Genomic DNA, 25,244 nt, shown 5'->3' with positions numbered 1-25,244 from the left:
GGATGCGTGAACAGCGCGGGGCTGCTCTCCTCTAAGGACGCAGTCGGCAAAAAAGATGGATTACATGCTCAAACGCATGGCCCGCTTTTACCGCATTCCTCGAAGATGGCCGGATATGTCTCACGAACAACGCCGCCGAACGCGCCCTGAGAGCCATTGCAAGAGGAAGAAAAGCTTGGTTGTTCGTCGGTTCTGACCGTGGCGGTGAGCGCGCCGCAATGATGTACACCCTCATCGCCACTTGCAAACTCAACGATGTCGATCCCCTCGTCTGGCTAACCGACGTGCTCACGCGGATCGCTGACATATCCCAGAACCGCCTCCATGAGTTGCTGCCATGGACCTGGAAACACCTGCGCGAAAAGATCGATACCGCTCAGGCGGCCTGATTTGCCAGCAGCGTAAACCCGATCTCACAGGAATATCGGTAGCGATACTCCTATGAGGTCTTACCTCAAAAATGCTGCGCGCCTGCGGTCCACACCGGATGCGTACGATCCACCGAATGCACGACAAACAGGTGTTTGCCGACACCTGAGCGGGGCTGTCGGCGCTTAGCGTATATCTGGGTCCGTTCTATGTACTGACCCCGAATATATCCTGCGGCGGGAAAATATCATTGCGCTGGGTAACAGTGGCACGGGCAAAACCCATGTGGCGCTCGCCCTGGGACTGGCGGCCTGCCAGAAAGGCTTCACCGTCGCGTTCACGACCGCTGCCGCTCTGGTCAACCAGTTGATGGAGGCAAGAGACGAAAAGCGGCTGCTCAAAATGCAGCGCGAGCTGGCGGCGGTGAAGCTGCTCATCGTCGATGAACTGGGCTATGTGCCGCTCTCCCCCACGGGCGCCGAACTGCTGTTCGAGACATTCTCGCAGCGCTATGAGCGTGGATCGACGATCGTCACATCCAACCTGCCGTTCGAGGACTGGACGCAGGTCCTGGGATCCGAGCGGCTCACCGGCGCGCTGCTCGATCGGCTCACGCACCACGTCAGCATCCTGGCCATGAACGGCGACAGCTACCGTCTCAAGCAGTCCGCCCGCCGCCGTGCTGCCGGGGCGGAGCAAAAACAGGCCACCCCTGTCGTCGACCCGGACACCGGCGAAATTACAGCCCCCTGATCCCCGATCACGGCCAAGATATGCAAAGGGCCCCGATCGGGGCCCTTTGCATATCTTCACAGCGCCCCATCAATGGCCTGCTTTTACTCCGCCACGCTGGCCTGGAATCCGACCGCCGTTGACACACGGCCATGCCCGCGTCTGGCAGCATGGAGAATTTAATGCTCGAATGGTTCAGCCGCCGATATCTCGACGTGGTCGGCAGCATATATATCTATAACGAACATCGCGGCTACACAGCCATTGATCGAGTGATCGAGGCGGTTCGCGATCGATCCCCCGACGACTTCAAACTGATTGCGCGGATCGAACGTCACCGCGCCGACGAGAGAAAGCATTATCTGATGTTTCGTCGATGGTTCGAGCGCAGGGGCGTGATGCCCCTGCGGGTTGATCGGTCGTTTGGCCATATTGATCGATTCGTCGAAATCATGTTTCAAAGGCCGATCGCACGGCTTCATACGCAACAGGTCGTGAGCAGCACTGCGATGTTCGAACGCCTATGCCGCGTGATCTCGTTGACCGAAAAACGCGGCTTCAGGCATGTAGAGATATTGCTCGCAAATCGCCTAATCTTGTCCGACCCTGTCCTGACAAGGATTTTCAAGGTCATCCATCGCGACGAGCCGAGTCACTGGTCCCCTTATGACGAATGGCTTGAGGCGCATGCCAAACGCGATGTCCGGTGGTGGGAGCGTGCAATCGACAGCTTCATCCACGCCGAACTTCTGTTCATCAAGCTACCATTTTTATTTCTCAACCCTTGGGCAGTCCGATGTACGCAATGGGCCGACGCGGCGGACCAAAAGAGTCCTGATGCAACCGCGCGGCTCATGCCGGTTTCATGACCAGCGGGCAGCCGGCACAAGGATCGCCTTCCCCCAATGCACCCCGTTCAGATGGCAGCGTTCTGGCCCGACTGATCTCTCGGCGCGTCGGAGGAATGCTGGTACGTAACACAATTGTCAGTTGCTCTGTCTTCGCAGTGGGCCTTCTCGTCCTCTGGATTTTAGTTAAGTTTGCGGGGGTAAATAAGATATTTGCGGCCGGCGTTGGATTCGTAATCGCCAACTCCTTGCACTATATTCTCGGCCGTTCCTGGATTTTCAAAGGGACCGATCGGGATCTGCGAACAGGCTATATCCTGTTTCTCGTCAATTCCGGCGTCGGTTTGCTCCTCACGACAGGTCTCTACGGGCTCCTTCTAAAATGGAGTGACGTTAACTACCTCGTTGCCCGGATAATTGTTTCCCTGTTCGCAGGCTTGATGGTGTTCATCCTCAACGCCGTCTTCAATTTTCGGCAGGTTTAGACCGTGCGGATTGCGTTGTTTTCAGGCAATTATAATTATCTGAAGGAAGGTGCGAACCAGGCACTCAACATTCTCGTTCGCTATCTTGAGAAGAATGCCGGATGCTCGGTGCAAGTCTATTCCCCGGTAACTGACACACCAGCTTTCGAACCGGCAGGTACGCTTGTCCCGGTGCCCTCGGTTGCGCTGCCCGTCCGCAAGGAATTTCGCCTGGCGCTCGGCATCCCGCAGTCCATCCGTGCCGACATCACTAAGTTTCGGCCCGACCTTGTCCATGTGTCAACACCGGATATTCTCGGGGTGCGGGCGCAGAGTTTCGCCAAGCGTCTGGGCGTTCCGATCGTTGCGAGTATGCATACCCGCTTCGAAACCTATCTATCCTATTACGGCCTGGACTGGGCCCGCCCGGCGCTGGAGGCCCATTTGCGGCGGTTCTACCGGCGTAGCGATCATGTTCTTGCCCCCACCAGGGCACTGGTCGATGATCTGGCGGCCATGCGCGGCGATCGTCATGCAGATGTCTGGAGCCGCGGTGTCGATTCGGACCATTTTCATCCCGATCGGCGCGATATGGCGTGGCGGCGCGACAAGGGGATAGCCGACAACGAGGTCGCCATCTTGTTTCTGGGCCGTCTGGTCGTTGAAAAGGGACTGGCAACTTTCGTGGCGGCCACACGAGAGCTTCAGAAACGAAATCGCTTGATCCGTCCGCTGATCGTCGGTGCGGGACCCGCAGCCGATGCATTTGAGGCTCTTCCCGGAGCAGTCTTTACCGGACATCTTTCCGGTTCCGCGCTGTCGAGCGCCATCGCGAGCGCGGACATCATGCTCAGCCCGAGCACCACGGAGACTTTCGGGAATGTCATCCTTGAAGCAATGGCCTGCGGCGTGCCGGTCGTGAGCGCCGACGCCCAGAATGCGAGAAGCATCATTAGCTGTGGGGAAGACGGCATCATCTGCCCACCGACCGACATCAATGCCTATGTGAACGCCATTACAAATTTGACGGAGGATGGGTCGCTGCGTCGCGCCATGGGCAAGAGCGCCCGACGTAAGAGCCTGACCTATTCCTGGGACGCAGAATCGCAAAAGGTCGTGCACGTCTATCGGCGCCTGATCGATCGTTCACCAAGCCGTCAGGCCTGATACCGTAAACTTCGGGAGGAGCGTTGGCGGGATCGGCTGTCAGGTCTTCGTCAGAACTCCCGGCTAGCCGGGAGTCATGGATAGACGACAGACATATGCCGTTGGCGGCGCTTTAGCAGTTGCTCTTGTGAGCGGGCTTTTCTGGCTGAATCATACGCCTGCGCCACCTGATGCCCCGCCACCCCGCGCCGCTTCGACGCAAAAGGGTCAGGCTATCCTGGCCGTCCCGGCAGCACAGGCACGGCAATTGGGTATCCTGGTTCAGGCCGCTCTATCGGCTACCGAGGCACCCCTTGCCGATCTCCCCGCGATGATTGCGCCACCGCCAGGCGCACGGGTCGCAGTCGCGGCATCCCTCCCCGGCGTCGTAATGCGAACGATGGTCGTAGAAGGCGACAGCGTGCGCCGGGGTCAGGCATTGGCGGTAATCTCGAGCCGCGATGTCTTGAGCCTGAGCGGCGATCTGACGCGTGCGGGCGCGCGACTGGGTGTGGCCCAGTCTAACGCCGGTCGCCTCTCCCAGCTTGACCGCGAGGGAATCATCGCTGCGCCCGTGCCGACGAGGCGCGCGCCCTGGCCATGGAAGCGCGTGCGGATGTCGCCGAAAAATCGCGCATCCTGCGGTTGGTCAACGGACATGGTGGCAGCGGCACCTACACGCTGGTTGCCCCGATCGCAGGCCGGGTAACCGGCGCGACCATCCAGGCTGGCAGTCCCGTCGATGGCACCACCGCGCCCTATGTCATCGATGCCGTCGATCGCTATGAAGTGGAGGCACAACTTCCCGAACGCCTTGTGGGGACGGTCCACCCCGGCATGTCGATTCGCCTTGGCACCTTGCGCGGCACGGTGACTGCCGTTGGAACGACAGTCGATCCGGCAACCCGGTCTGCTATGCTAAAGGCGACCTTGCCGGCCGGGTCAGCCGTCATCGCCGGTCGCGCGACCAGCATCTCGGTCTTCGGCCCCGCCCCGGCCGGGGCGGTCAGCGTTCCGTCATCCGCCGTCACCAACCTCGATGGCAACGACATAGTATTTGTCTCTACTGCCAACGGCTTTGCACCACGCAAAGTCGCTTCCGGTGGTTCCAATGGCGGCATGACCCTTCTACTATCCGGCATCCGCCCCGGAGAGCGCGTCGTCACCGTCGGCACGAGCGCGCTCAAGGCGCTGGCGCAGGCACGCTGATGCTGCGGTCCCTCGTCGCGCAGGCACTTTCCTATCGCCTGCTGGTCATCGCCCTGTCCATCGTCGTGGCCGGTCTCGGCGCATGGGCCTTTGTCACGCTGCCGGTCGATGCCTATCCCAATATCGCGCAGACCCAGGTCAAGCTGATCCTCAAGGCGCCCGGCATGACGCCTGAAGAAGTCGAGAGCCGCGTCATCGCGCCGATCGAGATGGAGATGCTCGGCATCCCCAAACAGGCGATCCTGCGCTCGACCGCCAAATATGCGATTGCCGACATCACGATCGATTTCGTCGATGGCACAGACATCTACTGGGCACGCCAGCAAGTGTCGGAGCGACTGACCGGCGTTCTGGGTGACATGCCAGCCTCGGTTAGCGGTGGCCTGGCACCCATCTCAACGCCGCTGTCCGACGTCTATATGTTCACGATCGAGGGGCCGCAAACGCTCCAGCAGAAGCGCGAACTGCTTGACTGGACGATCCGTCCTGCCTTGCGCACCGTACCCGGCGTCGCTGACGTCAACGCGCTGGGCGGCTTTGTCCGCACCTTTGAAGTGCGTCCCGACCCGATAGCCCTCGCCAGCGCGAAATTGTCGATTACCGACCTGCGCACCGCCATCGAGAGCGGCAACCGCAACGACGGAGCCGGTCGCCTGACGTCAGGTGAGGAATCGCTCATTGTCCGTGCCGTAGGCGCGATCCAGTCGGTCGAGGATTTGCAGTCTCTGGTGATCGCTAGCCGTGACGGTCGCATCGTTCGCCTTTCCGACGTGGCGACGATAAGCAGCGGCAGTCTCACCCGCTATGGCGCGGTCAGCAAGAATGGGCGGGATGAAGCGGTCGAAGGGTTGGTCATCGCCCTGCGCGGCGCCGATGCCCGGCAAGTCGTCGACGGCGTGCACGCCCGCCTTACCGAGGTCGAAAAAGGCCTGCCTGCCGGGACTCATATCGACGTGTTTTACGATCGGTCGGACCTCATCAGCCATGCAGTCGGTACGGTGGAGGAAGCCCTTCTGGAGGCCACGATCCTCGTCGTCGTCCTGCTGATCCTGTTCCTGGGAGACTGGCGGGCGGCCGCCATCGTCGCGGTAACGCTGCCAATGGCTGCGCTCATCACCTTCCTCTTCATGCAGGGCATGGGCTTGTCGGCCAATCTGATGAGCCTGGGGGGGCTGGCTATCGCGATCGGGATGCTCGTCGATGGCGCCGTCGTGGTCGTCGAGAATGTCGTCGAGCGGCTGGGTCACGAGCAGGAGCAAGGCCATCCACGCCTCAACCTCATCTTTCGTGCCACCAGCGATGTCGTCGTCCCGGTGTCGGCGGGCATCATCATCATTGCCCTCGTCTTCCTGCCGCTGCTGGCGCTGCAAGGCCTGGAAGGCAAATTGTTCGCGCCCGTCGCCCTGACGATCGTGTTCGCGCTGGCGGGCTCGCTGTTGCTCGCCCTGACGCTCGTGCCCGTTCTCGCCTCGTTCGGCCTTAAGAGCGGCCATCATGGCGAGCCCTGGATCATGCGGAAGCTCGCGCCCCGCTATCACGCGCTGCTGACCGCAGCGTTCGACCGCAAACGACTGGTCTATGCGCTCTCCGCTGCAGGCCTTGTGATCGCCGCCATCGCCTATGGTGCGGTCGGCAAAGCCTTCATGCCGACAATGGATGAGGGGTCGGTGATCGTCCAGTTGACCAAGCTTCCCTCGATCAATCTCGCGCAGTCGGTCGAGAACGACAAGGCGGTGCAGCGGGCGTTGCTCACGGTGCCAGAGGTACAGGACGTAATCGCTCGGGTCGGCTCTGACGAGATCGGTCTCGATCCCATGGGCCCCAACGAAACCGACAGCTTCGTGCGACTGAAGCCACGCTCGGACTGGCGCGGCGACAAGGAGTTCGTTCTTGCCCAAATGCGCAAGGCGCTGGCCGGCATGCCCGGCATCCAGCCAAGCTTCACCCAGCCGATCGAGATGCGGGTCTCGGAAATGCTGACCGGCGCACGCGGTGATCTCGCGGTCAAGATCTTCGGACCGGACAGCGCCACGCTTTCCGATCTCGCTGGCCGGGTGCAGCGGACCCTGTCTGGCGTGCGCGGCGCGTCGGAAGTCATGACCGTGGCGAACGACCGGGTCGACTATCTGCAACTCAACATCGATCGCGCCGCCGCTGGCCGGTTCGGTATGCCGGTAGCAGAGATGCAGGACATGCTGCGCGCGCAGGTCGAAGGCGTTCATGCCGGCATCGTTGCGGAAGGCCAGAAGCGCATTCCGATCCTGATCCGCGGCGATGAAAGCCTCCGCGCCGATCCCGCCCGTTTTGCCGACCTGCAACTGCGCACCCCCGGCGGCACGCTGGCGCGGGTCAGCGATATGGCACGGGTCGAGCGCACCCAGGGACCAGTGAAGCTGGATCATGAGAATGGCTCGCGCTTTGCTCTGGTTCAGGCCTTCGTCTCAGGCCGCGATCTGGTCGGTTATGTCGATGAGGCCAAGGCGGCCGTGGCGGCGAAGGTCACGCTGCCCGCCGGCTATCATGTCGTGTGGGGCGGCCAGTTCGAGAACCAGCAGCGTGCATCCGCCCGGCTGATGCTGGTCATTCCCATCGCCCTGCTGCTGATTTTCTTCGTCCTTCTGGCGACGCTGCGGTCGCTGCGCGCCTCCGTGATCATCCTGCTCAACATTCCTTTCGCTATGGTCGGCGGCCTCGTGTCGCTCTGGGCATCAGGCGAGTATCTCTCGGTGCCTGCTTCGGTCGGCTTCATCGCGCTGCTTGGTATTGCCGTCCTCAACGGCCTCGTGCTCGTCGCGTATTTCCGGCAATTGCGGGAGGAGGGCGCAACCCTTGCCGATGCGGTGCGGCTTGGCGCGGAACGGCGGCTCCGACCCGTTCTGATGACGGCGAGCATCACCGCCTTCGGCCTGGTCCCCCTGCTATTCGCGAGCGGCCCTGGCTCCGAGATCCAGAAGCCGCTCGCGATTGTGGTGATCGGCGGACTGATCACCTCGACACTGTTGACGTTGGTCCTGCTGCCAATCCTGTTCGAGCGCTTCGGCGAAGGCCGCGAGGAGGCCGCAAATGACTGAAGTCCTGCTCACCATCCACTGCGCTGCCGGCGATACGGAAACGCTGATCGAGGCGATCCGCGCCACCACCCGCGTGCCCCTTCACGTTCGTGCCGAGACTGTTCACGGCCGCGATTTCGGCGATGCAAAAACCTCTGAACAGGTCACCGCCACGTTGAAGCGATCAGCAATCGAGCTCGTCGAGCTTGCTACCGCAATCGATGCCATTTTGGAGGCCATTGGCAAGGCGAAACGCCGATCTCCGGTGCGCTGGTATCAGACACCCGTCATGGCGCGAGGAAGAATAGTATGAAAGCCATCACCCTAGCTCTGGCCGCCTTTACCTGCCTGACCCCTGTCGCCGTGTTCGCGCAGCGCGCAGACCTGCCGCCGGAGGCGCAGGTGATCGCAATCCTCGACAATCACCCGACAGTTTCGGCCGCTGGTGAGCGCGTTGGCGCGGCCAAGGCGCAGGATGATATGCTCCGTCGTGGCCCGCATGAGGTGACGGTGACCGGCAGCTACATCCGCCGGACGGTGGATCGCGAAGGTGGTTATGATGAGTTCGATACTACGATCGGGCGCGCATTCCGCCTGCCGGGTAAGGCCGCGCTCGATCGAAAGGCAGGCGCGCTGGGCATTGAAGTCGCCGAAAACCGCGCTGAGGATGTCCGTCACCAGGCCGCGCTGACGCTGTCCGCGCTATGGTATGACTGGCTGACTGCGGCCGCTCTACATCGCAACGACATGGGAACGGTGAGCGTGCTGGAAACGTCGGTTCAGGCGGTGCACCGCCGGCGCCAGCTGCGCGATGCGGCCGATCTCGACATCGACCAGGCGAACGCTGCCCTGGCGCAGGCGCGCGGACAAGCCGCGGGATCGCTCGCTAATCGGGAGCAGGCACGGGCCATGTTGGCCGCGACCTTCCCCGACCTGCCCCTGCCTGTCGAACCACCCGTCCTGGGCGCGCCCGAACTCCCAGCCCAACCGCTGGCGACTATGCGAGCGTTGGTTATCGAACGCAGTCATGAGATTCGTGCCGCGGACCGCGAGGCGCAGCGGCTTGGCATTGTGTCGCAACGCGTCCGTGCAGATCGCATCGCCGACCCCACTTTCGGCGTTCGGCTGTTTAGCGAGCGCAGCGGCATGGAACGCGGCGCAGGTCTTGTTGCCTCCATACCTCTGGGCGGCGGATATCGCAGGGCAGCTGCCGAGCAGGCAAGCGCAGAAGCCAATGCCGCGCGGTTCGATCTGTCCAACGTCCAACGCATGGTCGAAGCGACAGCCGATGCCGACCTTTCGAACGCTCGCACACGCATGGACGTGTGGCGTGGCATGGCCGACGCCGCAGACAGCAGCCTAGCGGCAGCCGCCAGAACACAGCGGGGTCAATTGCTCGGAGCCGTCGATCTTTCTGACATGCTGTACGCGCGTCGGCAGGCGCATGATGCACAGCGCGCCGAGATCGAGGCGCGCGGCGAAGCGGTGCGGGCCATCACGAAATTGCAAATCGATTCGCACAGCATTTGGGTCACGCCTGGCGATAGCTGAACAGTGCCTATGAACCGTCCGGTAACTTCGGACAGCTTGGCCAGCTGCCCCGATGGCCAATCCCAGAATATGCGGATCCTGTCAGCTTTTGGTCAGCGCTCCGGTGCATCGTTCAAATAGGGGCTGATCGACAGCATCCAGATGTAGGAGAAATGCCATGAGCGGCGGCTCGAACCTGTTGAAGATCCTCGGCGCGAGCGCAGCGCTCATGGCCACGACGGTGGCATCGGCGGCCCCTGTTTGTACGACGCAGCCGCAGGCGCGCTGGATGTCGCAAGCCCAGATGCGCGAGCGGATTACGCGGATGGGATACCAGAAGGTAAAACTCTTCCAGGTGTCCGGAAGCTGTTACGAAGTGTATGCCCGCACCCGCGATGGTCGCCGCGCCGAGGTCTATTTCAACCCAGTGACGGGTGCGATCGTCCAGAATGACATCGGGTGATGACCATGATCGCACCCTCCCCTACAAGCGCACAGGCACAATTCCCCAAGATGATAAGGGTCTGGGACCCATTGGTCCGCATTTTTCACTGGACCGTGGCGTTTGGGGTCATCGCAAATCTGACGGTCCTGCGGCATGTCGAGAATCTTCACATCTATCTTGGATACACGATGGTCGTGGCCGTTGTGGTCCGGCTCGCCTGGGGCTTCGTTGGAAGCAAGCACGCCCGCTTCATCGATTTTGTCCCCGGACCACGGCGTCTGATCGGATATCTCAAGGCGCTGATCCAGCGCCGGGAGCAGCGTCATATAGGCCACAACCCGGCAGGGGCCGTCATGATGCTGGCGCTGATGGCGCTGATCGCCATGATGGGACTGACTGGCTGGATGATGGGCACCGACCGTTTCTGGGGCGTTGCCTGGGTTGAGGAAGCACATGAGACCATTGCCAACCTCATAATTGCGGCGGCCTTCCTCCACGTTGCTGCGGCCATCGTGGAAAGCTTTCGTCACCGCGAAAATCTGCCATGGTCGATGGTAACGGGCAAGAAAAGAGCGGCAAGCGGAACGGACGTCGATCATGCGCATATTATTAGTTGAGGATAATGCGCGGCTAGCGGAACTTGTCCGTGACGGGTTGGACAGGTTAGGGTTCGCCGTAGACTGGTATGATTCGGTCGATGGCGCTGAACATGCCCAACAGGTCTCCCATTACGATCTGCTGCTCGTCGATCTCGGCCTTCCCGATGGCGACGGTCTCGACCTAATCCGAGCCATGCGCCGTCGTCGCAATTCGACACCTATCATGGTCTTGACGGCGCGGGGTGGTCTCGACGATCGCGTTGCAGGTCTGGATGCCGGCGCGGATGATTACTTGGTGAAACCGTTCCAAATTCCAGAACTTGCCGCTCGGTGCCGAGCGCTCTTGCGGCGGCCCGGCAGCTCAATCGATACGGTGCTAACCGCCGGCAACATTACCCTGGATCCTTCGGAACGATCGGTGTGCGTCGCCGGAACGGTAATCGATGCAACCCCACGCGAGGTTGCTTTATTGGAACAGCTCCTGCGTCGATCAGGTCATGTCGTCGCTAAGACGGGACTCGAGAGCGCATTATACTCCATGGATGCGGAGGTTACGCCCAATGCGCTGGAGGCCACGGTATCGCGCCTGCGGAAGCGCCTTTTAGCGGCCGAGGCAGATGTTCAGATTAAAACTGTTCACGGCGTAGGTTACGCTTTGTTCGCTCCGCGCCTCGCTAATGGATAATGCTGCCACATCCGCGCCGATAGGAACGGGACCGAGCCTGTTCCGCCAGATCGCCGTTCGGCTGGCGATATTGACTGTCGTTTTTGCGGTACTGAACATCGCCATTGTCGTCATCACCTACAGTCGACAGCCTGAATCACTGGCGCAGGAGCTCCTCAGTCTGGAGGCGAGCCGCCTTGCGGCCAGTCCGGACACCGCCGATGTTCATGAGGGGCCTCCAGGATCGACCCATTGGCAGGTCCGTTATCTGAATCAGCCAATGGTGCACGATCCCGACCATGCAATGACCCACGCCCGGGCTGCTCTGGTGGACTGGACGCAACGGGAGCGGACGAGCACCGGCCATCGCATCTCCGGGGTTCGCACGATCGTGCAGAATGGCCAGCAACGCTGGCTTTTCATGCAATTCGAAGGGGAAGGTCTCAGGCCCTACGTGCCGGTCATCTGGGCCGAAATCCTGCAGCATGCGGTGCTGCCGCTCGTTCCCCTCTCCCTGCTTATGCTCACGTTCAACATTTTTGCCGTTCGTCGTGTCCTCGACCCATTGCGCCAGGCCGAGAAGGAGGTCGACGGTCTCGATCCCGACAATATGGCAGCCCGGCTCTATGAGCCGATAGCCCCCCGCGAGGTTCACACGCTTGTCTGCGCCGTCAATCGGGCGCTTGGGCGATTGGAGGGTGCCATCGCCATCTTGCGCACCTTTACCGCGAACGCGGCGCATGAACTGCGGACCCCGCTCGCAATCATGCAGCTTGGTATCGATCGCTTGCCGGAGAGCCGCGATCGCGAAGAACTCTCGCGCGACAATCTCTATATGACCCGGCTGGTAGGCCAGATGCTCGACCTAGCCCAGGCCGACGCCCTCATGATCGATGAGGCGCACACGGTAGACCTTGCCGATACCGCGCGAGCGGTTGTCACCGCGCTCGCACCCAAAGCTTTCGAACAGGATCGTGAGCTGCGCTTCGAACAGACGGGCGATACGGTAGCCCTCGGCCATGACGAGGCGATCTTTCGGGTCATTCGAAACCTCATCGACAATGCCCTGGCGCACACGAGTGGCGGCAGTCCCATCGAGATCGTTGCCGGTCCCGGTCCCCAGTTTTCGGTGCGCGATTATGGCAAGGGCATCTCGGAGGCGGACCGCGAGCACATATTCGAACGATTTTGGCGCGGCGATCGCCGCGCGAGCGACGGCGCAGGCCTTGGCCTGGGCATCGTCAAACGGCTCGTCGAGGCCCATGGGGGAAAGATCGATGTTGAAGATCCACCCGGTGGAGGAACTCTCTTTCGGATAAGGCTTCAATCTCCATCGTGACAATGCAACCCCGCACGGGGCCGTGTCAGGATTTGGTCAGAAAATAGAGGCAGAGTTGGCTCATGTTTTAGGCTTGCATGTCTGCCTGAACGACCAGCAACGCTGCGAAAGGCTAACATGATCATGACACGGTTTCACCGGCATTCCGAACGACACTTGGTGTCTCGCATCGGCTGGTTACGCGCCGCCGTGCTTGGCGCAAATGACGGGATTGTTTCAACCGCGAGCCTCATAATCGGCGTCGCCGCGGCCGCCGCAAAGCCGGCGGACATACTTGTCGCAGGCGCAGCGGGCCTCGTTGCTGGTGCCATGTCGATGGCAGCGGGCGAATATGTCTCGGTCAGTTCGCAGTCGGATACCGAGCATGCTGACCTTGATCGCGAACGCAAAGAATTGGCGGGAAATGCTGAGGCGGAGGTGGACGAACTCGCAGGGATTTACGTGAAGCGAGGTGTCGATCCAGCAACTGCAGAGTCTGTCGCCCGGCAGCTGATGGCGAAGGACGCGCTTGCCGCCCATGCCCATGATGAGCTTGGCATTTCGGAAATGACCACGGCCCGTCCGATTCAGGCCGCGCTGACCTCCGCTGCAACCTTCACGGCCGGCGCCGCACTGCCGCTGGCGATTGTGATCTTCGCTCCGGGAAGTCGGCTCGTGGTGATCGAAGCTGCGGCCTCGTTGCTGTTTCTTGCCTTGCTGGGCTCGGTCGGTGCCAATGCAGGTGGTGCTCCGATCTGGAAGGCAACGGTGCGCGTTACGTTTTGGGGGGCGCTCGCTATGGCGCTCACCGCCGGGATCGGCATGCTTGTCGGGACGGCCGTTTAACGCCCTGAGGGCATCGACGTCGCGCGCGGTCGCCCCGATCCCCACCCCCTGATCGGTTGCCCAATCGAAACGATCGGTGTCGGCCAGCGGGGGCGGCTGGCCGACACCGTGCGCTGGGGTCACTTATTGGTGATTTTGGCCAGCGCAAGCCTGTAAGCTTCGTAGTGCGTGCCTTCATCGACCGCGATCTGACGAAACATCGCTGCAACCTTTACGTCGCCGTCGGCCTCTGCCTGATTGGCGAAGTCGACATACATAGTGACATTCTCATAATGCTCGCCGGCCATCGCGTCTTCGAGGTTCACGTCGGTCCCACTACCCAGCGGCAACGCCTGGGCTTCACGATCGAAATGCTCGTTGGCTTCGATGTTCGCGGATTCGCGGAACAACTTGGCGAGCGTTGGCTTCCCGGCGGCGGCGGCTTGGTCGGCGTAACGAAGGTATTTAAGGTTTGCATAGGCTTCGCCGTGCATCGCCGCCTCGAGATTGGCACGCGTCCGGGGCGAAAGCGGCTTCGGCGAGGAGGGTGCGGCCATGGCACCGGTGGACAGGAAGGCAACCATACAGGTCGTCGCCAAAATCAGCATTCGGTTCATGATGTAAACTCCGGGTTGCGCCAAGAGCGGCGACAATCGGAATCTCGCCCAAGTTCCTGACACACCCCTGACGCTGTCTCGAAAATCTCCCAGCGCGTTCGAACTCTATTTCTTTCGCCTGTCAGCCTTTCGTCAGCGGCGAGCGCCAAATCGATCAGACCGGGCGCGTTGCCCGCAACAAACGATCAAGGATTGCACATGAAGCGTTCCACTTTGCCCAAGCTCATTCTCACCGTATTCGCCTTTTCTGCTAGCTCGTTGGCGTTTGCAGCACCTGTCTGCACCAAGGTGCCGCACGGAAAATGGCTAACGCAGCCTCAGATGAAGGCCAAGATCGCCCGGATGGGCTACCGCGATATCAAGGTCTTCCAGGTGTCCGGAAGCTGCTATGAAATCTATGCTCACACCAAGGACGGCAAACGCGCTGAGGTCTATTTCAACCCGGCAACGGGCGCGATCGTCCAGAACAACGTAGATTGATTACAGAGGGAATCGCCCCTCCCGATCACCGTCTCTCCCGTCGTGGGCAAAATTCGCGTCAGGAGAGACGAAATATCGGCCCGCTCCGAGTTCAAAATTAAGGCCGTGCCGATGGTCATATCAATCGCGGTGACCGTGCCAGACGATTCCAATCCAATCCTATCCGATCTTCGCCATTAGTCGTCCAGCAGCCCCGTGTTCCGCAGCCAAATTGCGATTGTAGGCAAGCGGCATGCGCGGACTTTTCCAGCGCAATGCGTCCATGATTCCAGCGAGATCCTCGCCACTGGCGAACAGGTCCTGGTTTAGGCCGATCCGCGTCGAGTGCGCGCTGATTCCCTTCAGCAGCCGAGCCAGATCCTCGGCCGTGAGATCGGGCAGCGCGCCGAGATCGAACGCGCGCCGGATGATCGACCGGAAGATCGGCCCGATCGACCCGGGGTGCAGCGCCACGCTGCCGATGTCATATTCGACGCGCGCCTTCACCGCCGGTTTGGAGAGCGTCTTGCGCAGATCCCAGGTTTCTCGCCCCGAAATGCTGTCGATCGACCGACCCCGCACGGCGGGGCGTTTCTTGTAGCGCCGCACCTGCACCCGCCGGAACAGCGGCCCCGCCGTGATCCCGGCTGCTTCGGTCCAGGCCGCGATCGCCGCCACAGTGCGTGGGCTCAGATAGGCGGTTGCCCCCTCCCCGTCCTGATCGCCCTTGCTGCGCAGTATCTGGAGCAGGCGCGCCTCGGGGTCAATCGCTTCCTCGATATGCTCGACCGTGACCGCGACCAGCTCAGAGGCGCGGAGGCCGGTGTCATAGGCAGCCGACAGCAAGGCGCGGTCGCGCAGCCCTGGTAGGTCGTCCCCACAACTCTCGAGCAGCGCGCGGATGTTGAGCCCCCGCGCCTTGTCGCGCTCGACGTCGCGCACGGGGCCCTTGAACCGCAAAGGTCGCGCCTGCTTCTGCGCCGTGCCCTTCTCCCGTCGCACCGCTGCGAACCGAAGTTTCACCAGGGGTGCCGATGTCGGGTCCTTGAGGTCAAGCAGCAGGTGGATCTTGGCGATCGACGCCTTGTAGCGGCCAAGCGACGCTGGCTTGCTCCCCTTCTCCGCGCGCGCATCAAGATAGTCCGCCACGATTTCAGGCGATGCCGGGAGGGCGACACAGCTGTGCCGCCGGCACCAGAGGTCGAATGCCTCGAGGTCGGACTTGAGCGCGCGGATGCTGTGCGGCGAGGATGCCGCTTGGTACGCGGCGATCAGCGGTTCGTTGACAACAGTGCGCTCGACCGCGTGCATCTTCACCACCGCCCAGCAGAGATCATCAGCCGGAGCCGGCGGCGCTGGCGTAGTTTCTCCTGCAATCAGGGCATTATCGTCGAGGGGCGCCCGGTGATCCATCGCCGTGATGCGTAGCCCACCCTATAAAGAGGCGTCAATTCCGCTTATGTGATAACTGCAATTATCGAGTGTCCAGTCTTAGTTTCTTCTATCCACTTTTCAAATAATTACGGAGGCTCGTTCTCTGATTTAGTTGCAGCTTGGTATATTTTCATTCGAATAAATCCGAACCAAATCTTTTAATCAGTTTTTCCGCGACATTCGCCCGATAGCGCTGCTGACGCAGCTTTGTCGGACTATGGTAGGCGCCAACAGCCTGCCAGTAATCACCCGTCACAGCGAGCCCAGATAGAAATATCCAACGTGCGGCCCGCACATTAAAACACGCATCGTGGATCAACCAATGGCGCACATCCGACCCGCGATGGCGGAGGATTCTGGAAATCCGTCCCACCCACCAACTATTGACCTGCATCGGTCCCAAATCATAGCTGCCGTCTGTGGTCAAAATCTCGGCACCAATCCACCCACCTTCCTGGTCGCGCAGTCCCCACAGCGTCCTTTCGAGCCATTCGTGTCCCGCCGCTGCCTGCCGAATACATTGTTCGATCTTCGCTTCGTGCGAAGCAGAGAGTATTGATTTGGCTTGTGCGGGCGCAGTTTGCGTCAGCATCAACATTGCGAGCAACGTGACCCCAATACGGCAAACGCTGGTTGCCCATTCAACGATCATGACCACCTCGATGATCACGCGATTGGGGTGGCGTATTAACATCAGATTGTCGTGACGCTGCTTGATCGATACTCTGCCGATGTTGGTTGTCGGACTTGGTCAGCAATGACGTCAGCCACCGATCAACCATCTGTGCAACCGACTGTGCGCGGCCGGCAAGGCTCGTCGCCAGACTGCCAGGCATCGGCTGTGATCGCCTCTCTCGCTCATCAAATGTCCGCATTTTGCGCGCTTCCCGATTCGCCTGCTGTAGCAACCGCAACTCGTCCCAGCGTTGCTCATGTCTGACTGCCCTGCCCTTCACGCTGTCCTTGTCGAGCCGACCAAGCCCTTCGAGCGCAGAGGTCTTGGTGCCAGAATTGCGTTCAAGCTTTTCGATCAGGCGATCCGCACTCTCCGTCCAAAGCTTCACCCCAAAGCGCGCGCGGGTGATGGCCGTGTAATAATTCTTACCAGTGACCAGCGACGAACCTACCGGAGCGAGCACATAGACACGATCATAGGTTTTTGACTGTGCGGAATAGACCGTTTCCGCATATCCATGGTCCCAGTTCTTGTGTCGTGTGAGGTCAATTTCCTGACGTCTGCCGTCACGATCCCATAATATCGTCGCGGTTCGATCTGTCAGCTTTTCTACGGTTCCCCGGTCAGCATTTCGGATACCGAGCGCATGATCGACGAGACGCCACTGGATCCGATCGCCTTTGGCCAGATCACAATGCTCCTCATTGAAGATATTGACCTTTGACGTCCGACCCAAGCGTGGATCCCACAGTATTGTGCGGTCGTTTTCATCGGAAAGGCGGACCCGCTGTCGCCCTGTCTCGTCCTTGGCAATTCCAGCGACCCGATATTCCCTGTCCTGGGCGACACCAAGACCAATATCGTCGCGCGAGAAAAGCACGATCTGCCCGCGCGTGTAGAAGCGGGGGAAACGCTTTTCCTGATCCGTCATCCCGGAAGGCGTCAGAACGGAAAACCCGGTATCTTGTCCGGCGAGCGCTCCTTCGGCCTTCAACGCTTCGCGAATTTTGTCGTTGAGGATGAGACGGGTGGCATTTTCCAGCACCAATATGTTGGTCTTGGTGCGGCTCTTGGCACCGAGGCGCGTCCACTCTCCTACAAGCGCTTGCGCCAGATTTTCGGCGGTATCGCCACTTACCACTTTGTCGAGCGATGCCAGCGAAGCCCCATAATTCTCAAGCCGGGCCTGCGTCACTGCGACCTTCATAGGGCGTGTTTCCTGCCGAACCGATGCGGTCAGTTCTGCCTTGGGCAGCCCCAAGCGCTGCATGAGCCAGAAAGGCTTACCCTGCTCGATCGCACCGGTCTGCATATTATCGCCGAGCAGAATCAGGCGCGCGCCGGTCTTGCGACTGATCTCCAGCACCCGCATCGCCTGGCGGTTGCCAAGCTGTCCGGCCTCGTCAAGAATCAGGACATGGCTGTCATCGACATTGCGGCCACCACCCGCGATCAGGCTGGCCACGGTCCGCGATTCTATTCCCGCGCTGTAACCCAGATTGGCGGCGGCCGAGGAGGTGGGTGCCAGCGCGATCAGGGTCGTTTCAGGCCCGGCGGCTGCGTTCAATACCCTGACCAGCGTCGATTTGCCCGCGCCCGCAACGCCATGGACACCGACCACGCGGTCAACCGTCGTGCCGATCATCACCAACGCCGCAGCCTGCTCGGCGTTGAGGCCATTTTCGCCAGCCAGATTTTGAAGTTTCTTGCCGGTGGCGATTGGCTTTGCATCATTGAGCGCGAGCGCGAGTTGATCCGAGAGCGCCAGTTCAAGCCGCGCGGTTCGACGCGAAGTGCGCCCGCGCGTGTGGATTTCGTCGCCAGTTGGCTGGCGGGTTTCAAGCAGCCTGGCTCTGGCTTCATGCCCCTGCGCGAGGGGGCGGATGTCTTCCAACCGTACTTCGCCGACATGGGAGGCAAGGCTGATACGCAACAGCTTGCCCAGATTATTGACCGCCTCGCGCCCCTCCGCCTGGCGCAGGCCAAAGAGCATGGCGCGCGCAGCGGTGGCGGGTTCGATACCAAGGCGGCGCTCCCCCTTCTGCTCGGGCCGCCTCCTGTACGCCTTCGATAGCATCTTGGTGGACACCCAGGCGTGCTGACCAACGGCCGTGCAGCGCGTCCAGGGCAAGTTTTTCCTTGGGACCGCGCGTCTGGTAAAAGGACATACGTCGGGCCGCCTGGCCCGCCAGCCCATTTTCTCTCGCATGCGCCTCGATCTGCTCCGCGCGCTGGGACATATGTTTGATGAGTTCTTTGGGTACGTCACCAATCTCGAACAGTCCCTTGCGCGGATCATAGTCGATTCCATAGCCAAGTTCTTTAAGCCGATGGGCCAGATCGTTGCGATAAACCTGCCCTGCAACCATCTGTTCTGAAAACATCGCCCGGGTTTCGAGGCTGGACATGGGCGTTCCGTCCCCCCGATTTGTCATGTTCATGATCACGACATGGGTATGGAGGTGGGGGTCCAGTTCGCGCGAGGCATGTTCGGTAAACCGAGCATAGATCAGACGCCCGGTGGTTTCATGAGTGATGTTGCCATCGACCCGGTGACGCAGCGTCGCATGTTCCTCCAGATAGGATAGCGCCACGCTCACCGCTTTTTCATGCGCGGCAATGACCCGTTCGTCACCAGCAACGAGCGCCATGATCGACACCGATTTTGGCGCATTCACTGCAAAGTCCCATCCTGGATGATGCTGGATCTTGCTTTCGCCGCGGCGGCGCCCCAGCTTCTGCTCATCGACCTTCCCATCAAGCAAAGCCTGGAAGGTCGAGGGATCGACCTTACCGTTCAGTCCAAGCTCCGCAGCGATGGCGCCACCCCATTGCGAATGTTCGTCGGCACCTTTGGTGTAATAATCACCCACCATATAATAGCGGGTGAGATTGGTCGGTGTGCCCTTCAAGCGACGAGGATGGATCATGCCGGCGTCGCCCTGTTGCGAGCACCATCATGACGCGCATGCTGGGAAAGGCGGAAGCCGCGGGCTTGCCAAAAAGCTCCAACGGCGGTGGTACAGGTGGCGCTTGGCTTTCACCATCATTCCTGCTCGGCATAACGGCATTTGGTGCGGGCGCATCTACCCCGCCAAAACCGGCTTCTTGTTCAGGCGGAATTTCGGCGGTCGCGTGGGATGACGATGAAGTCTTGCGACGGGTCAGCCTGGCCCCGCGTTTCGATGCAGTGTTTGTCGGTGCCCCTTCCCCATCCAACTGCGGTGACAGGCGGACAGGCGGGGCAATCCGCTCTGCAAACGCGACAGCAATTGAGGGCAACTTATTATAGCTGTCGATAAAGCGCACAACCGGAAGACTGCGACCAAAACGCAGATAGCCGACGAGATTGGGAAGGTTGGTAACCTCGGTATGCATGACCAACGGCCGGGTCACTTGCATGCGCGACAGATTTACCCCATCGCGCATATCGTTGACGCCGTAGGACATGCCCTCATTGGCTTCGACCTGTTCAACCTGTCCCAGATTTTCGCTGACATGCCTTGCGGTCGGGGTGTCGTTGGCGCGCAGCGCTACCCAGGTCGAGCAATAGCCGGTGATGGCTGCTGCATCCTGAATACCATAGGTGGCTTCAAGCTGCGGATAGCTCTGAAACCCCAATATACCACATCCGCCATATTTGCGGGCGCGGGCCAGAAAGTCGGAGAGCGAGGGCAGTTTCTGGAGTGATGGCAGTTCATCGATCACACAGTAAAGACGCCGATCCTGGTCCGGCTCCAGGCTCATGATGGCGCTGATCGCGATGTCCAGCCAGACCGTTATCAGCGGACGAAGCGAGGGCAACTGGTCAGCCTTTACGGTAATGAATAGCCAGCTATCATCCTTTTCATTGGCGACCCAATCGCGGATCGACAGGCCATCATCTGTATCATCCAGATAGGAGAAGCTGCGCATGACCGAAGCGAGTTCCGCCTGGATGCCCGCTGAGGTTCGTTCCCCTTCAATGGAAATAAAGGCCGACGCATCGGTTCCGGCGGCAAAAGCGGCCAGTTCCTTGAGCTTGGACCGAAGCAGGGTGTCCAGCAGGATCGAAACCAGGGTCCGTTCCTGCCGCGCCAACTTGCGCATGACGGCGACCAGCGTGCCGCGCGCCGCTTTCGCCCAGAAGGGATCGCCGGTCTTGTCGGGGATGGTCGATTCCGCAATCTGGTCATAATGATAGTCGCGCGGCACATCGACCCAGGGGGCCCAGGCATCAGCGCGGGCATCGAGCGGGTTGAGGAGGATGTCGGTGCCTGGCCGGTAGAATTTCTCCACAAACGTACCCGCAGTGTCATATATGATAGCCCGGCGCTTCGTCTTGCGTACCCCGTCGAGCATCTTGATGATGAGGTTGGTCTTGCCTGTGCCAGGCGCGCCGCAGATGAGGATATGCTCTGGCTCGAATGCGTGAGGCACGGGAACGCCGCCGATGGCGAGGCTGCCGCGCTTCTGCCAGCGCAACGCCCGGCGTATCTGCCGCACGGTTCCAAAGCGCGCACCGCGCAGGAACTGGTTCGACCCGAGCCCCCTGCCCATGCGGGTAAAATAGAACCAGGCCCAGAACAGCATAGCGAGGGCAAATAGGCCCGAAAGCGCCGCCCCGTGCAGGAGATAGGTTTCGAAAGCGACAAGCGTCTTATGGGCAATGCCGGATTCCAGTATATCTCTGGGCGTCGTCCAATATTCGCGGCCAGCGGGTGTCTTGAACAATATGGGCGTGACGTTGCCAGGGATGGTATCGCCCATCACCATTGCCTGGCCGAGCTTCATCAGAACGAAGCGTTCATAGTCGGATGACTTCTCCAGCGCATACCAGATGATGCCGCCAACCCAGATAATGACACTGGCAAGAAAGGTCTGGTAGAAGACCTGCGTGGTCATGCGGACATTGTGGACGATCGCCTGTCCGCCACGCGTCCAGGACCCCAATGTATCATGCCGGAAAATGCTCATGGCCGATCCTGCTCAGGATCGAGCAGCCCCCTTTCCTTGAGCAGGCGTCGGGCATCGGCCAGCCCGGCTGCCAATATGTCGGGCGTGCGCGTGCCAATGGACTTGGCGAGAATCGCCAGGGTCTGAATGGCGGTCGCGTGCAGCTCATCCAGACGGGCATGATAGCCCGATGGATCATCCCCCTCAAAGCGGTGCAGAATATCACGAAGATAGGCAGACGGAGTGCTGCCACTGTTATGGGCCTGATCGACCAGTCGGTCGAACAGGGCGTCATCGAGACGGATCGTTATTCGGGCCATGCGCAGATCCTGTTTCTGCGCCGACGGGTAGTGAAGCTCGGGCCTTATAGCAGATTCGTCGCTTGATCTCAATGCCATAGAGAAATGTTCAGTGTCTGCCACGTCGGACAAATGATGACATGGGCGATCAAAGACTTAGCATAGATCGACTGATCGGGCGTCATACCGGTATGACGATCAGTGACAAACTGTCCGACCGGTGTGACGGGCATAAGCTACGGAAATTAGGGCGTTTCGCGTTCGCAGCATCCGTGCGTACGGTGCATTACAAAACGGCCTCGTGCCGTGCGTCCTTCCTTCGCAGCGCGCTTGCCACTGCGCTGCCTCGTGCCGGAAGGCGCGGGGCTCCCCGCAGGGGTTTTTGTTCTTTTCTGCGGCACATCGCGCCACAGGCAAACGCACCCCAGCTGCAACATTTCCATTGCGATCATGATGCACTCCATCGATAAGAAACAGGTGGCGGGCAGGCCATCTGAAAGGAAGATGCCATGCCCAGAATGACCGAACGCGAACGCCTCGCTGACCTTGAAGCGCGACAGAGGAAAGTTGCGCAGGAGATCGGCCAGACCCGCCGCGCATTGCGCGGCAAATATGCCGCTATCGTCTCCGAACTGCCGATCGAATTTTTGACCGAACGCGAATTGCGCGACATTCTCACCCACGCGATTCGCGCTGGTGGCACAGCTTCTGTCGCTACGCTCAAGGCCCTGCCGCCCGCCACAATCGCACATAACCAACAACCCGACCCGCGCCCGCAGGGCGTCCCTGCGACGAGCACGGCGGAGCCGCGCGCAGGAGGCCGGGGTCGCTCAAAGGGCGACACCGCATCGCTCCGCGACGGACCCCTTGCGGGTCCCTGAGCGGGGCGACATATCCCGACGGTAAAACAGGAGGACCGGTCCGACAAACCCGAACCGATCCTCCTCACCCCTTCCCGTCAGGCCGCGCTGTGACGCTGCCCTGCTGAGCCGCTCCGCTGATCTGCAAGCCGGAAGAAGTGCGCGGGCACGCCTTTTGCGCGGACCAATCGTGCCAGATGGGACTGAAGCCCTGAGCCTTCGCACACCACCGCCTCGACCGGCTGCAGTGACAGGAGTTGCTCATTGCGGGCGAACCCGGCCCTTTGTCCCAGCTTGCGGTTGAGGGTGAACGCAATGAGTGGTGTACCGCTGCGTGCCGCCCAGGATGCCGCGATCGCATCGCATCCCTTGTCCTGCGCGCTCGTCGCCAGCACCATTGTCGGAATGCGCTGGCGTATCGCATCAAGGGTCGTAGTGATCTGGTCATGATCCTCCCAGGCTTGCCCACCGGAGAATATGACGATCGGTCCCTTTGGGGAATGGCTTGCGGCCTTTTTCTCCCTGCGAGCGGCCAGGAAGTCCTGGGCGGCAACCACCGAGGCTGTGCGCTTGCTCGACACCAGCGATCCCCGCGGTGAAGACCAGGGTCGCCCGGTTTCGTTATGATAACTTCCTGCGGCATGGTCGCGCATGCAAGCCACCGCATCGCGCGCTTGGTCGAGGGACTGGCAGATAGTTTGCGCTTCCTCCAGCTGCGCCATCAGCACCTCGCTGCCGTCGGCATCGCGGATCAGATCCCGGACCTTGAGCGCTGCCTTGTCCGCCTCGCCATCGAGCTGTCCTGCAACCTTGTGGAAGCTGTGCACGATCCCCCAGGCGATCCGCCCAGCCATGCTTTCAAGCCTTGTGTCTCGCAGGACGTCAAACAGGGTACAGATCATCAGTTCGGTCGCCTGCTGCACCTGCCAGGGATCGGGCATCCCGGCATCGCTCTCCTCTTCTACATGCCCCATGCGGAAACCGTCGATCGTCTCGGTAAAAGCCTGGCTGAAGCGGTCGGACACCTGCCCTGTTTCGAGCGCCAGCAGGTCGGCAATTTCGGGGAAAGAACGGATGGTACGGAAAATCCTTGTCATGAAACCTCCTCTTTACAGTTTGAGATTTTCTCTTCGGCAAGGGCTCCGAGCACCGGGGTCAAGGATCGGGCGTAGCCCGACCGCGCAGCGGCGGTGGGGGTCACGATTTTTTCTGGCGGCCACTCAGGCTGGATCTACAGACACAGGTCAGACCCGCCGGAAAAAATGGTGGGGCCCCGCCGTCCTTGAGGCCGGTGCTGACCCCGTGCCACACTAAAAAGAGTTGAGAGAAGAGAGGAGGCTCCCGAATCTGGGGCTCGATGCCCCTGATTCGGGAATGGATCCTGGGATGACCTGGCGATATTACGCCATCAGCAAACCCCGTTTGAACATAAACACTGCCGGGGCATCGCGCCTAAATATGCCAAAGTTCAGGCCGCCGCCGCGGTGATAGCAAAGGGATCGACCAGGCTATGGATAGGCTGCGCTCGTCCCATCCATGGTTCGGGCTTGATGGCGCGAACCCAATCGGCAAAGGAAGGAATAAATCCCAGATCCTCGATGACATGCTGTTCGGCGATCAGGCGCACGGGAACAATGCGGCCGGTTGAAAGGGTGATCGTTGGTCCGAAAAAATGCTCCGCCATGAAAATGCCTTCGGCATGATGGCGCAGGCTTCGGTGCCGATAGTCAGCGATGATGAGTTTGGACGGCTCGTCGAACCATTGGTGAAGAGGCAGGAAATCTTCGGCCTCGCCGCCCCATTTGCGTACGCTCGAAAGCGCATGATGATAGCAATGTCCCATGATCCGCTCCTTTAGAAATGGTGGGTAAATTCTTCCGTGGCGGTATAGCGGTCATAATGGTCGAGCCGGATCGTTCCTGCGGCAACATCGAAGGTAAATTCACCAAAGGCCCCGTCTCCATTTTCCCAGCCCGGATGGGCTGAACCCAGTAAATGATAGGTGATATTTTCCAGGGCCTGGCCCAGCGGGACCGTTTCGGATTTGGAGATATGCTCGCCCCAAGGCAGGACCAGCATGTTCACCGGCGTATCGGTTATCGGAAGGCTGATGCCCTGTGCATCGCGCGCCTCCATCTCTTCGATCTGGCCGCTATCGCCCGATCCATCGAAACGGATCAGCACCATGGCCATGCCAGCAGCCGCCAATATTGCGAAAATATTGGTCTTGTTCACCGGCAGAAGCTGCGCCTCCTGCGCCTCCCGGCGCGCCCATCTGGCCATGATGTCGTCTACCACCACAGGCGACACAGACGCATCGCCCTGTTCTGATCCTTCTTCCATGCGCAGGTTCCTTCATAGCTACGCGATGATCCTGCCATCGCGCCACATCCCCCCTCCTCCGCTCCTATCTCGGGGCCGTTAGCTAGCGATTGCTTACTTGATAACAATAGTCCGCCGGTCGCCGTAGACGCCTGCCCGCCACGCGCGCAGATCTGCGATCAGTATGTTTCAGGATTTCCCGGCGGCACATAGGCGAGGTAGGGATCGCCTTCACACAGATGCCCGAAAGGCGTCATAATATAAGCCTCTCCATCCCGTCCAACCGCGCACAGAACATATTTTGGTTCGCCCGTCACGGAATCGGTACATTCCATCAGCGCAAGATTGCCGTCTTCCGCTGCCCGCAGCAGCGTTTGAAAATTCCGCCGGTACGAATCAGGTATCGCCATATTGGCCTCCCAAAAAAGAGGACGGTCGCTCAT

The 25,244-nt window shown here is 60.5% G+C and carries 24 protein-coding genes and 3 pseudogenes; 16 read left to right on the top strand and 11 right to left on the bottom strand.

Annotation, left to right across the window (positions count from 1 at the left end):
• Positions 1-46 precede the first annotated feature (46 nt).
• From BF95_RS26175 to BF95_RS07310, 14 genes and pseudogenes are all read left to right on the top strand, one after another.
• Positions 47-389 (top strand): annotated as a pseudogene (locus BF95_RS26175) (IS66 family transposase); the annotation flags it as partial.
• Between the two features lie 202 nt (positions 390-591).
• Positions 592-1,122, top strand: a pseudogene (gene istB / locus BF95_RS07370) (IS21-like element helper ATPase IstB); the annotation flags it as partial.
• Between the two features lie 161 nt (positions 1,123-1,283).
• Positions 1,284-1,970, top strand: coding sequence for a hypothetical protein (locus BF95_RS07365; RefSeq protein ID WP_051519895.1), 687 nt, complete (start codon positions 1,284-1,286; stop codon positions 1,968-1,970).
• Positions 1,967-2,434 (top strand): GtrA family protein, encoded by a 468-nt coding sequence (locus BF95_RS07360; RefSeq protein ID WP_081764069.1) that lies wholly within the window; start codon positions 1,967-1,969, stop codon positions 2,432-2,434. Before BF95_RS07365 ends, BF95_RS07360 begins: the two co-directional genes overlap by 4 nt.
• 3 nt (positions 2,435-2,437) lie before the next feature.
• Positions 2,438-3,580 (top strand): glycosyltransferase family 4 protein, encoded by a 1,143-nt coding sequence (locus tag BF95_RS07355; protein WP_051519893.1) that lies wholly within the window; start codon positions 2,438-2,440, stop codon positions 3,578-3,580.
• Between the two features lie 76 nt (positions 3,581-3,656).
• A pseudogene (locus BF95_RS07350) lies at positions 3,657-4,768 on the top strand (efflux RND transporter periplasmic adaptor subunit).
• The gene (locus tag BF95_RS07345; RefSeq protein WP_043150433.1) at positions 4,768-7,839 is read left to right on the top strand and encodes an efflux RND transporter permease subunit; all 3,072 of its coding nucleotides are present in this window, start codon (positions 4,768-4,770) and stop codon (positions 7,837-7,839) included. Before BF95_RS07350 ends, BF95_RS07345 begins: the two are co-directional and overlap by 1 nt.
• On the top strand, positions 7,832-8,131 hold the full coding sequence (locus tag BF95_RS07340; protein ID WP_043150431.1) for a DUF3240 family protein: 300 nt from the start codon (positions 7,832-7,834) through the stop codon (positions 8,129-8,131). Before BF95_RS07345 ends, BF95_RS07340 begins: the two co-directional genes overlap by 8 nt.
• Complete coding sequence (locus BF95_RS07335; protein WP_043150430.1) at positions 8,128-9,369, top strand: TolC family protein; 1,242 nt, start codon at positions 8,128-8,130, stop codon at positions 9,367-9,369. The genes BF95_RS07340 and BF95_RS07335 overlap by 4 nt, the downstream gene beginning before the upstream one ends.
• A 157-nt stretch (positions 9,370-9,526) precedes the next feature.
• Positions 9,527-9,811 carry a PepSY domain-containing protein gene (locus BF95_RS07330; RefSeq protein WP_043150429.1) on the top strand — a complete coding sequence of 95 codons (285 nt, stop codon included), beginning with the start codon at positions 9,527-9,529 and terminating at the stop codon, positions 9,809-9,811.
• Positions 9,811-10,410 carry a cytochrome b/b6 domain-containing protein gene (locus tag BF95_RS07325; protein WP_043150428.1) on the top strand — a complete coding sequence of 200 codons (600 nt, stop codon included), beginning with the start codon at positions 9,811-9,813 and terminating at the stop codon, positions 10,408-10,410. Before BF95_RS07330 ends, BF95_RS07325 begins: the two co-directional genes overlap by 1 nt.
• The gene (locus BF95_RS07320; RefSeq protein WP_043150427.1) at positions 10,391-11,077 is read left to right on the top strand and encodes a response regulator; all 687 of its coding nucleotides are present in this window, start codon (positions 10,391-10,393) and stop codon (positions 11,075-11,077) included. Before BF95_RS07325 ends, BF95_RS07320 begins: the two co-directional genes overlap by 20 nt.
• Positions 11,070-12,395 (top strand): sensor histidine kinase, encoded by a 1,326-nt coding sequence (locus BF95_RS07315; protein ID WP_043150426.1) that lies wholly within the window; start codon positions 11,070-11,072, stop codon positions 12,393-12,395. The genes BF95_RS07320 and BF95_RS07315 overlap by 8 nt, the downstream gene beginning before the upstream one ends.
• Before the next feature lie 123 nt (positions 12,396-12,518).
• Positions 12,519-13,220, top strand: coding sequence for a VIT1/CCC1 transporter family protein (locus BF95_RS07310; protein ID WP_043150424.1), 702 nt, complete (start codon positions 12,519-12,521; stop codon positions 13,218-13,220).
• 119 nt (positions 13,221-13,339) lie between these two features.
• Here BF95_RS07310 and BF95_RS07305 read toward each other — a convergent pair whose 3' ends face one another.
• Entirely contained in the window at positions 13,340-13,816 is a 477-nt protein-coding gene (locus BF95_RS07305; RefSeq protein ID WP_235209621.1) for a rubrerythrin family protein, read from the bottom strand.
• A 198-nt stretch (positions 13,817-14,014) separates the two neighbouring features.
• Between BF95_RS07305 and BF95_RS07300 the strand changes: the two genes are divergently transcribed.
• Positions 14,015-14,296, top strand: a complete 282-nt coding sequence (locus BF95_RS07300) for a PepSY domain-containing protein (protein ID WP_051519892.1) — start codon at positions 14,015-14,017, stop codon at positions 14,294-14,296.
• Between the two features lie 159 nt (positions 14,297-14,455).
• On the opposite strand, the gene BF95_RS07295 is transcribed toward BF95_RS07300, so the two are convergent.
• The 6 genes from BF95_RS07295 to BF95_RS07275 all read right to left on the bottom strand — a co-directional run bounded on the left by BF95_RS07295 (position 14,456) and on the right by BF95_RS07275 (position 21,640).
• Positions 14,456-15,688 carry an integrase gene (locus BF95_RS07295; RefSeq protein ID WP_043150420.1) on the bottom strand — a complete coding sequence of 411 codons (1,233 nt, stop codon included), beginning with the start codon at positions 15,686-15,688 and terminating at the stop codon, positions 14,456-14,458.
• A gap of 151 nt (positions 15,689-15,839) precedes the next feature.
• The gene (locus BF95_RS07290; protein WP_043150474.1) at positions 15,840-16,361 is read right to left on the bottom strand and encodes a lytic transglycosylase domain-containing protein; all 522 of its coding nucleotides are present in this window, start codon (positions 16,359-16,361) and stop codon (positions 15,840-15,842) included.
• Complete coding sequence (locus tag BF95_RS30630; RefSeq protein ID WP_327195427.1) at positions 16,351-18,030, bottom strand: ATP-dependent DNA helicase; 1,680 nt, start codon at positions 18,028-18,030, stop codon at positions 16,351-16,353. The genes BF95_RS07290 and BF95_RS30630 overlap by 11 nt, the downstream gene beginning before the upstream one ends.
• A gap of 301 nt (positions 18,031-18,331) precedes the next feature.
• The gene (mobF, locus tag BF95_RS30625) at positions 18,332-19,315 is read right to left on the bottom strand and encodes a MobF family relaxase (protein WP_327195425.1); all 984 of its coding nucleotides are present in this window, start codon (positions 19,313-19,315) and stop codon (positions 18,332-18,334) included.
• Entirely contained in the window at positions 19,251-21,341 is a 2,091-nt protein-coding gene (locus BF95_RS07280) for a type IV secretion system DNA-binding domain-containing protein (RefSeq protein WP_200866893.1), read from the bottom strand. The genes mobF and BF95_RS07280 overlap by 65 nt, the downstream gene beginning before the upstream one ends.
• Positions 21,338-21,640: a hypothetical protein gene (locus tag BF95_RS07275; RefSeq protein WP_043150418.1), complete on the bottom strand. Its 303-nt coding sequence runs from the start codon at positions 21,638-21,640 to the stop codon at positions 21,338-21,340. Before BF95_RS07275 ends, BF95_RS07280 begins: the two co-directional genes overlap by 4 nt.
• A 488-nt stretch (positions 21,641-22,128) precedes the next feature.
• Between BF95_RS07275 and BF95_RS28860 the strand changes: the two genes are divergently transcribed.
• Positions 22,129-22,500: a hypothetical protein gene (locus BF95_RS28860; RefSeq protein WP_235209620.1), complete on the top strand. Its 372-nt coding sequence runs from the start codon at positions 22,129-22,131 to the stop codon at positions 22,498-22,500.
• Positions 22,501-22,577: 77 nt separating this feature from the next.
• Here BF95_RS28860 and BF95_RS07265 read toward each other — a convergent pair whose 3' ends face one another.
• The 4 genes from BF95_RS07265 to BF95_RS07250 form a co-directional block, all read right to left on the bottom strand.
• Positions 22,578-23,576 (bottom strand): DUF2493 domain-containing protein, encoded by a 999-nt coding sequence (locus BF95_RS07265; RefSeq protein WP_043150416.1) that lies wholly within the window; start codon positions 23,574-23,576, stop codon positions 22,578-22,580.
• Between the two features lie 371 nt (positions 23,577-23,947).
• Complete coding sequence (locus BF95_RS07260; protein WP_043150414.1) at positions 23,948-24,322, bottom strand: DUF6915 family protein; 375 nt, start codon at positions 24,320-24,322, stop codon at positions 23,948-23,950.
• 11 nt (positions 24,323-24,333) lie between these two features.
• Complete coding sequence (locus BF95_RS07255; RefSeq protein ID WP_043150413.1) at positions 24,334-24,822, bottom strand: DUF6878 family protein; 489 nt, start codon at positions 24,820-24,822, stop codon at positions 24,334-24,336.
• Between the two features lie 158 nt (positions 24,823-24,980).
• The gene (locus BF95_RS07250) at positions 24,981-25,244 is read right to left on the bottom strand and encodes a DUF6117 family protein (protein WP_327195424.1); all 264 of its coding nucleotides are present in this window, start codon (positions 25,242-25,244) and stop codon (positions 24,981-24,983) included.

The organism is Sphingobium sp. Ant17 (assembly GCF_000588875.1).
Lineage (GTDB): Bacteria > Pseudomonadota > Alphaproteobacteria > Sphingomonadales > Sphingomonadaceae > Sphingobium.
The sequence above is the reverse complement of the archived record's forward strand: the minus strand, read 5'-3'. Positions and strand labels throughout refer to the sequence as shown.